Source organism: Flavobacterium nitrogenifigens (genome assembly GCF_003254565.1).
GTDB lineage: Bacteria > Bacteroidota > Bacteroidia > Flavobacteriales > Flavobacteriaceae > Flavobacterium > Flavobacterium nitrogenifigens.
The window spans coordinates 1-6,354 of record NZ_QJRI01000142.1 but is presented as its reverse complement, the minus strand read 5'-3'; the positions used below and the strand labels follow the sequence as shown (position 1 = coordinate 6,354).

Sequence of the window (6,354 nt, the reverse complement as noted above, 5' to 3'; positions counted from 1 at the left end):
AGCTTAAGCTTTTCTATTACAGAGGGCTCCAGGAATGGACTAATGTAAAAGAATATCTGATGGATAACTGCCTTACTTCGCAAGATAATTACAAATCGGTTCTCGACTATTTTGAAATACCATACAAATAAAAGAACAGGGCAAATCAATCAATCTAACAAATAAAACACTTCTATCAGCAGCATAAAGAAAAACAGCCGAAAACAAGCCAAACACCTGGAAAAACAATAAGCTAAACATTAAATTTTAACGATTTTATTTTCATCGCAAAATCGTGGCATTCAAATTTGTAAAAATTATAAACGCAGGATAAATACGGGTTTCAAGCTTCAAGTTCGAATCCTGCTCTCTTTCGAACGTGCGGTCACAAGCCAATAAGACTCTGGCCGAAAGCTTAGAAAGTCTTTCAAAATTCCCGTCTCAAGATAATGCCATTAATTCTATTAGATTTTATTAAAGTTACAAGCCGCTCCAAACCAATTCTCTTTCGCCAGCCAAAAGCAAACAAACAAATTTGAAAACAATTAAACCAAATCAAAAAAAAAGATAACTAACTAAAAATAAAAAAAGCCCTCATTTCTGAGAGCTTTCAGGCTTTATCGCAATGCTGTCCTGAAATCCTAAAGAGGTTTGAGCCATTAATCAGCGGACCAGTTCAGTCCTCTTGGGCCGGCAGCTTATAGATCAGCTTCTGTATGATGGCTAGCCAGACGCTTGACAAAAGCATGGTGGAGGTAATCACTGCAAGAGTAATCTGATGCATATAATCTCCAACCAGCCCAAGAGAAGCGGCAAGCGTAAGCAGCACAAAGCTGAATTCGCCAATCTGCGACAATAGCGCACCGGCATATATGCTGTCCCTCCAGCTGTTTCCGCTTAGCTTAAAAAGCAGGCTATTGGCCAAGCTATTGATAATCAAAACGCTTACAGCCACCAAGACAATTGTGCCGGCATTGGCTGAAAAAAAAACAACGTCAAGCTGCAGTCCTATGGCCAGAAAAAAAAATGCCATAAAAAAGACCCTAAATGGAATCAGCGATTTTCCAAGCCAGCGCGTTGCCTTATCCTGCCCGATCACAATTCCTGCCGCAAAGGCTCCAAAGGCTGGCGAGAGCCCAAACCAGAAACTAACCCAAGCCATCCCAAAACATATGCAGAAGCCGATGAATACCTGCAGATCATGGTCGGCAATAAGCTCTCTTCTCATGGGAATATTAAAAATCCTTCTCTTGATGGCTGACCGCAAAAAAAGCAGTATGAGCATGCCGCCTATGCAGACCTTGACAAGCTCAAAAAAAGATGTATTGCTGCCTGAAATAAAATTTAGCGATAAAACCATTGGCACAACCAGTATGTCCTGCATCAGCAGCACACCGCATGTTATAATCCCCAATTGGCTTTTAATCTCACCGGTTCTCTGCAAATACTGAAATACAATAGCCGAACTGCTGAGGCTTATGATAAAAGATAATAACATAATCCTACTGGCTGGCCATCCCAACTGCATTCCCAAGGCATACATGCATAAGGCGCTTAAGAGGATCTGGACCAGCGCTATTGCAAAGGGCCTGCAGAAATGCTGGCTTAAATGGTGCAGGTCTATCTCGGTACCAATGGAAAACATCAGAAGAACAATGCCGATTTCGCCCAATTCCGCGACCACTGCCGTATCAGGAATTGTATTCAGCAGTTTTGGCCCCAAAAGCACGCCCGCAGCTATATAGGCAATAAAATACGGCTGTCTGAAGCGGCGCAGCACCAGTATCAGGAACAGCACAGCAAAGCAGAGCACAGCCAGGGCAGAAAATAAGTCCGAAAACATGATTATAGCTTTTTGCAATGATTAAAGCTGCCCCGTAGGGCAGCTTTAAAATAAAAAAAAGGTAAAATAATCGATTAGAAATTAGGCGATTTCAATCATTCTAGGCGGCTTCTGCTTCGCTTGCTCTTTTTTGGGTATGGACAGATGAAGCAGGCCATTCACATAGCGGGCGCTTATCTTTTCTTCGTCCACCACATTTTTAGGCAGCTCAAAACTTCTCTGGAACGACTGGTAGCTGAATTCCCTGCGGGTAAAATTCTCCTGCCCGATGGTCTGCTTATTTTCCTTTTCCGAAGAAATAGTCAGCAGGTTTCCGTCAAGGGTAACTTTGAAATCGGCTTTCTCCAGGCCGGGAGCGGCCACTTCGACTTCAAAATGTTCTGCAGTCTCTCTGATGTTTACCGATGGCAGGGTGGTGCTTGTTGTAGAAAAATTTTTGTTTTCCCAATTGAAAAGCTCGCGGCCAAAAACGTCATCAAAAAACGTATGCGGCAAGCCACGATGCTGGTTTGCATTTCTTTTGATAAGATTCATAACATTTTACTTTTAATTGTTATACAATATTTTTGAACATACACTGCCTTTGCAGTGCCAGTCACAAAAAAACCAAAATTATGCCAGAGAAAAAAAATGACATTTTTTCAGTTTTCATGGGCGAAAAAATGTCAGTTTTACCATAGCTTTAGAAAGAAAGAAAGAAAGAAAGAAAGAAAGAAAGAAAGAAAGAAAGAAAGAAAGAAAGAAAGAATAAATAAATAAATAAATAAATAAATAAAAAAGCCCTCATTATTGAGAGCTTTTAACTGCTATTGAAAATAATACTTTATAAAAAACGGGCTTTTATCCTTAAGATTTCAACCATCTTTCATAACCACTAAATCAATGTTATTCTTCCTTTTAAACTCAATTAATTTTCCAGAAACTTTATCCATTGCCCCTATAATCTTTTTTTGGGTCGGTATCATTTTATGTTCTCCCATCATCTATTATTTTTAAGTTTATCTATCTGATAAGCCAATTGAAAACAGCCCTTCAAGAAAAATAAATCTTGTGCTCCCAATTTTGTCTGCACTTTGAAGATGATTGCATTTAAAATTTATTCTGACAGATATTTTCTTTCCATTTTTTCTTTTGCTTCAGCCAGTATGGAATGGATTTTCTCTTCAAACTGGGGAACTGAGCATTTCCGTTATAGAAGAAGTAAAGGATTTTATGCGGGAAGGCGACAATTTGTGGCATTGCGTATTCACCAACGAGTATTACGATAGAAAGGATTCGCTGATACTCTCCGCTAAGGTCGAAGACAAATCCGTCGAAACCATCGAAATCTCACTCTCTAGAATGGAAATCCTGCAATCCAGCGGATTAAAAAACAAGCCCTCCAAACATCATAAGCAGATTATGAGCCTGCTCTCTAAAAATTCATATCAGATAAAAGAACGTCTGGGAGAAGGAAAAGCAAAATCTGTAACTGCATAAAGCCGCTATTTCCATCGGCTTTTTTTACGCGCAGAAGACACAGCAAATCCACTCTCCAAAAAACAGAAAAAGGAAAAAAGCATAAAAGCGGAAAAACCGAAGATATTTCGGTTTCTCCGCTTGGCAGTTTTCAGATTATCCCATTATCTCGGGCTCACACAGCATAAAGGCTTTACAGGAAGTTCAGAAATTAATTTCAGTTTCAATATATAAGTCTGCTTATCATCCCAATTTGAAAATATGCTGGCAGAGGCAAAAACCGCATGTTCATAATTTTTATAGCATACCGGTAACTCTATTTGCTGAACAAAAATCTAAAAATGAATACCTAAAATTATGAAACACTTCATTAAGATAATATAACATTAAATTTTTAAATAGCAATAGCTTCGCCCTAAGAACTTCACTAATTAAACCTTACCGCTATGCACCACAATCCAAGGCTCCTGCAAAGTATAATTGACGCTATTCCAATGCCCGTAGGGGTATATGTGGGAGATAATCTTAAAATTGGACTGGCCAATGCCGCTATGATCAAAACCTATGGAAAAGGGAATGATGTTATTGGAAAAACCTACCTTGAGGTTGTTCCAGAAATTGAAAAGCAGCAGATTCTCGATGAGGCGCTAGGCGTGCTTAAAACCGGTACCGCCTTTCATGCCGCAGCCAAAAAAGTAGATCTGGTGATAGACGGCGTGATGACTGAACATTACTTCAATTATAGCTTTATACCCCTCTTTGATCAGAACGGAGAAGTATACGGCGTACTTAATACGGGCACTAATGTGACGGATCTGCAGCTTGCCAAACAGGAAGTGCAGCACTCCAATGAAAAACTTAATATGGCCATTGAGAGTTCAGGCATAGGGAGCTACGAAATAGACCTTGCCACAAAAAAAATCAAAACATCGGGAAGCTTCGATGCCATATGTTCCATTTCAGGGGATGCCACCAAAGAAGACTTAATTGCAAAACTGCATCCAGATGACCTCCCGGCGCGAGAAAAAGCGCATAAAGAAGCCGCAACAACTGGAAAAATATGTTACGAAGCCCGAATTTTAAATGATGGCCGCCCACACCGCTGGGCTAAAATCAACGGCAGGATTATCAAGGATGATCATGGCAGCCCAAAAACCATAATTGGCATTGTCCAGGATATCCATGAGCACAGAGAATTTCAGGAAGAATTAAAAAAGCAGGTCGAAAGCCGCACAAATGAACTCAACCGCTCCAACAGAGACCTTATGCATTTTGCCAGCGTGGTGAGCCATGACCTTCGCGAACCGCTGCGAAAAATTAAAATTTTCAATACCCTATTAAGAGATGATATAGAAGGCAGCGCCAATGGCAAATCTGAAAAATACCTTCGTAAAATAGCCCAGTCCGCCCAAAGAATGGAAACTATTATTGAAGGGATCCTGGCTTATTCGACTGTTGATAAAACCCTGCAGCATATCGAAGCCATCAATCTCAATGAGGTTATTGAAAATATAAAAATAGATCTGGAGCTGGTCATAAAAGAAAAAGGCGCTGTTTTAATTGCTTCTGACCTGCCGCAGATTCAGGGAGCGCCGATTCTAATCAGCCAGCTTTTCTATAACCTCCTGCAAAATGCCTTAAAATTTTCAAAAGCGGACCAGCCGCCCAGGGTGATCATAACAAACAGGACAATCCATATTGGCGGGGAAGATTTTGTGCAGATAAAAATAAAGGATAATGGCATTGGAATCGATGACCAGTTCGCTGAAAAGATCTTTACGGCATTTGAAAGGCTGCACTCCAAAGACCAGTACGAGGGAAATGGACTTGGTCTGGCACTGTGCAGAAAAATTGCCGAAAGGCATAATGGAAAAATAACTGCTGCCGGAGAAAAGGGCAATGGGGCGGAATTTACCGTTACCCTGCCTTTAGAACAGAAAGCAAATACCATATAAAATCCAAATATTTTGCATTATTTACTATCCATCACCTGCAATAATATTCTATTTTTGCAGTTTAAAACTGAGCGGCAAAAACAGCCCAGACGCATTCACGCCTGATTGTTTGCAGAGATTAAAAAGATGACGGAAATGAAAAAATTTAAAATTGAAAATGCAGGAAAGAACACCTGGATGGTATCCCACAGCGAGTTTCCGAAATTCACCTGCCTTTTCGAAGATAAAAGATTCAATTACTAGAGAACCATCACCGCGCTTTCCGACCACTCAGGGGATCCAGAGAAAATCCAGCTGCTTGAGAAAATGGAAAAATGTCTAGAGCGGCATAACAAGGGCAAAAATAGACTGATAACGCAGTCAAGAGGCCTTAGAAGTCACCCTCAGAGGTATTCTTTTCCGAAACAAAAAATAAATTTATGGCTGGCCTCAATAAAGCCTTTGCCCAGTGCAGAAAGAAGACTTTCTTTATCACCATCACAAAGCCTGCAAAAGAATTGGGCTTCTGGACATAAAGATCCGCCCCCTTTTCAAAGCTCTCTTCAATATCCAAAGGATGATTCCAGGTGGAGAGCATAACGGCAGGAATATCCTTTAGCTCTTTATCGCCCTTTATTTCTTCCAGCGCCTGCTTGCCCCCTTAACGGGCATATTGACATCTATAAAAATAATATCGGGATCTGGCTGGGATTTGTCTCTGAGGCTGTCCATGAGCTGCTGCCCGTTTTCAACGGTGGTTACCTCTGAAGGGACCTGGGCCTCATCCAGGGCATCGATGAATAATTCCTGATCGTCCTTATCATCCTCGGCCAGTATAATCTTTACTGGCTCTTTTTCATTCATCCCTTCAGCGGAGGGGCGGGAATTCTCTGAACTTATCATCTTGAATCGGTTATGTGCTTATCAAATGTAGTGCATAAATGCCAAAAAGATTTCAGTCACTCCATAATTTTAAGATAAATAATTTTCAGCCTATAGATCTTTACGGCAGGACACCGCATTTATTGGAGCTGCCTTCAATTTGCGTCAAAAAAGCCAAGGCAGTTTTTTAAAGATTTTTGCCTCGTATAATTTTGTGGCAAAATCATGGCCCAAAGAGTTTTTGAAAGCAGAAAATCC

5 protein-coding genes are annotated in these 6,354 nt (G+C 40.6%); 2 read left to right on the top strand and 3 right to left on the bottom strand.

Going from position 1 to position 6,354, the window contains the following annotated elements; genetic code table 11:
* Positions 1–655: 655 nt before the first annotated feature.
* Positions 656–1,822, bottom strand: coding sequence for a cation:proton antiporter domain-containing protein (locus DM397_RS00765; protein ID WP_111375739.1), 1,167 nt, complete (start codon positions 1,820–1,822; stop codon positions 656–658).
* Between the two features lie 81 nt (positions 1,823–1,903).
* Positions 1,904–2,356: an Hsp20/alpha crystallin family protein gene (locus tag DM397_RS00760; RefSeq protein ID WP_111375738.1), complete on the bottom strand. Its 453-nt coding sequence runs from the start codon at positions 2,354–2,356 to the stop codon at positions 1,904–1,906.
* Between the two features lie 549 nt (positions 2,357–2,905).
* Here DM397_RS00760 and DM397_RS00755 point away from each other — a divergent pair.
* Both DM397_RS00755 and DM397_RS00750 read left to right on the top strand, forming a co-directional pair.
* A complete protein-coding gene (locus tag DM397_RS00755; RefSeq protein WP_111375737.1) occupies positions 2,906–3,301 on the top strand; it encodes a PcfJ domain-containing protein in 396 nt (131 codons plus the stop codon).
* Positions 3,302–3,726: 425 nt separating this feature from the next.
* Positions 3,727–5,235 carry a PAS domain-containing sensor histidine kinase gene (locus DM397_RS00750; protein WP_111375736.1) on the top strand — a complete coding sequence of 503 codons (1,509 nt, stop codon included), beginning with the start codon at positions 3,727–3,729 and terminating at the stop codon, positions 5,233–5,235.
* Positions 5,236–5,847: 612 nt separating this feature from the next.
* Here the strand turns inward: DM397_RS00750 and DM397_RS00740 are convergent.
* Complete coding sequence (locus tag DM397_RS00740; protein WP_111375734.1) at positions 5,848–6,117, bottom strand: response regulator; 270 nt, start codon at positions 6,115–6,117, stop codon at positions 5,848–5,850.
* Positions 6,118–6,354: the final 237 nt, after the last annotated feature.

Coding starts and splice junctions, on each gene's coding strand:
- DM397_RS00760 (WP_111375738.1), bottom strand. CDS start 2,356: ATGAATCTTATCAAAAGAAATGCAAACCAGCATCGTGGCTTGCCGCAT.
- DM397_RS00765 (WP_111375739.1), bottom strand. CDS start 1,822: ATGTTTTCGGACTTATTTTCTGCCCTGGCTGTGCTCTGCTTTGCTGTG.
- DM397_RS00740 (WP_111375734.1), bottom strand. CDS start 6,117: ATGATAAGTTCAGAGAATTCCCGCCCCTCCGCTGAAGGGATGAATGAA.
- DM397_RS00750 (WP_111375736.1), top strand. CDS start 3,727: ATGCACCACAATCCAAGGCTCCTGCAAAGTATAATTGACGCTATTCCA.